Annotated in this window: 2 protein-coding genes and 1 pseudogene; 2 read left to right on the plus strand and 1 reads right to left on the minus strand. The window is 71.9% G+C overall.

The window, feature by feature from the left end; genetic code table 11:
• A partial coding sequence (locus EIO58_RS16960; RefSeq protein WP_164861825.1) for a dihydrolipoamide acetyltransferase family protein occupies positions 1-953 on the plus strand: 953 nt, incomplete at its 5' end.
• Positions 954-1,070: 117 nt separating this feature from the next.
• Here EIO58_RS16960 and EIO58_RS16965 read toward each other — a convergent pair.
• The gene (locus tag EIO58_RS16965) at positions 1,071-1,667 is read right to left on the minus strand and encodes an SACE_7040 family transcriptional regulator (RefSeq protein WP_127820452.1); all 597 of its coding nucleotides are present in this window, start codon (positions 1,665-1,667) and stop codon (positions 1,071-1,073) included.
• Between the two features lie 136 nt (positions 1,668-1,803).
• Between EIO58_RS16965 and EIO58_RS16970 the strand changes: the two are divergent.
• Positions 1,804-1,996: pseudogene (locus EIO58_RS16970) on the plus strand (methylcrotonoyl-CoA carboxylase); the annotation flags it as partial.

A 1,996-nucleotide genomic window follows, 5' to 3' on the forward strand; every position in this document is an offset into this window, starting at 1 on the left:
CGCCGCACGATGCGATCCAGCTCGGCGACACCGAACGGCCGGTCGAGCGGGCCCGCTCGACGCCGCCGGTGCGTCGGTTCGCGAAGCAGCTCGGCATCGATCTCGCCCTCGTCGAGGCCGCGGGCGCCTCGGACATCATCACGCGGGCCGACGTCGAGGCGTACGCCGAACGCGTGGGCAAGACGGTGACGGCGGCACCTGCAGCGACGCGGGAGGAGCGGCCCGAGCCGCTCGGCGCGCCCGCGCCACAGGAGCGGACGACCCGCACGCCGATCCGCGGCGTGCGCAAGCACACCGCCGAGGCGATGGTGCGCAGCGCCTTCACGGCGCCGCACGTCACGACGTTCCTCACAGTCGACGTCACCGAGTCGATGGCGCTCCTCGCCTCGCTCAGGGCGGATCGCGCACTCGCCGAGCACCGAATCGGCATCCTCGCCGTCGCGGCGAAGGCGGTATGCCTGGCGCTCGGTCGTCACCCGGAGCTCAACTCCCGGTGGGACGAGCGGGCGGGAGAGATCGTCGAGCACCACTACGTGAACCTCGGCATCGCCGCGGCGACGGGGCGCGGACTCGTCGTTCCCAACATCCGCGATGCGCAGGACCTGACCCTCGTCGAGCTCGCCGATGCCATCCGCTCACTGGCCGAGACCGCGCGCGCGGGCAAGACCGCGCCGACCGACATGATGGGCGGCACGTTCTCGATCACGAATGTGGGCGTATTCGGCGTCGATGCCGGAACGCCGATCATCAACCCGGGCGAGGCCGGCATCCTCGCGCTCGGCGCCGTGCGGCGCCAGCCGTGGGAGCAGCGCGGTGAGATCGCGCTGCGGGACGTCATGACGCTCGCCCTGTCGTTCGACCATCGTCTCGTGGACGGCGAGCAGGGATCGCGGTTCATGGTGGAAGTCGCCGACGTGCTGCGCGAGCCCGGGAGGGCCATGCTGCTGCGGTGAGCCGGGGAGGGCGGGTGAATGCTGCGGCCGGCGACTGCGGGTTGCGCCGCGGCATCCACTGCGCTCCGCCATCCGGTGTCCGGCGTCCGGCGGAGGCGCGCCGGAGGCCGCACGACCTCAGGCGGTGAGCGCGGCGCGGGCCATCGTCTGCAGGATGCCCCGCACGTCGCGCTCGGCCGCGTGTGCGCGCAGTGCGCGCACGGTGTGGGGCGTGGAGTTGATGAGCCCGAAGCAGGCATGCGCGCGCACGCGGAGGTCGTCCTCGTCGCGGCCGCGGTGGACGGCCGAGAGGATGCCGATCCACACCTCGACGTACTCCCGCTGCAGCCGGCGGACCGTGTGGCGGTCGTCGTCGCTCAGGCTCGCGAGGTCCCGGTCCTGGACGCGGATGACGTCGGCGTCGCGAAGTGCGAACTCCACGTGGAACGCGATGAGCGCGTCGAGTCGGCCGGCGGGGTCGCTGCGCTCGGCGACGACGGCGCGGCCGCCCGACAGCAGCCGCTCGCTCACCTCGACGAGGATCGCTCCGAGGAGCGCCTGCTTGTTCGCGAAATGGCGATACAGCGCGGGGCCGCTGACGCCGACGGCGCCGCCGATGTCTTCCAGGCTCACACCGCTGAAGCCGCGCTCGGCGAACAGCGCGGCGGCCTCGTGGAGGATGGCGGCATGTCGGTCGGCCTTGGCCCGGTCGCGGTCGGTCACACCGCTCGTCATCTCAGTTCTCCGCTTGTCATTTGAGTTAAGGCTCGCTAACCTAAGGTTCAGTTAGTGAACACTAACCAATCCGATCCCGCCGAGACAACGGGCGTGATCCGATCGTGACGTCGACGACGATGCGCGGGGAGCGAAGATGAGCGGGCTCACGACGACCGCAGTGCACGACGAGGCGTTCGAGCGCACCCGCGACGCGCAGGGTGCGCTCGCCGACCGGTTGCGGCAGCGGCTGGCCGAGGTGGCGCTCGGAGGTCCCGCCGCCTCGCGCGAACGCCATGTGTCGCGCGGCAAGCTGCTGCCCCGCGACCGCGTCGCGCGGCTGCTCGACG

This window comes from Microbacterium sp. CPCC 204701 (assembly GCF_004010105.1).
In the GTDB taxonomy this organism is placed as follows: Bacteria; Actinomycetota; Actinomycetes; order Actinomycetales; family Microbacteriaceae; genus Microbacterium.

Excerpts from the sequence above, each read along its gene's own strand:
- EIO58_RS16965 (WP_127820452.1), bottom strand. The coding sequence starts at position 1,667 with ATGACGAGCGGTGTGACCGACCGCGACCGGGCCAAGGCCGACCGACAT.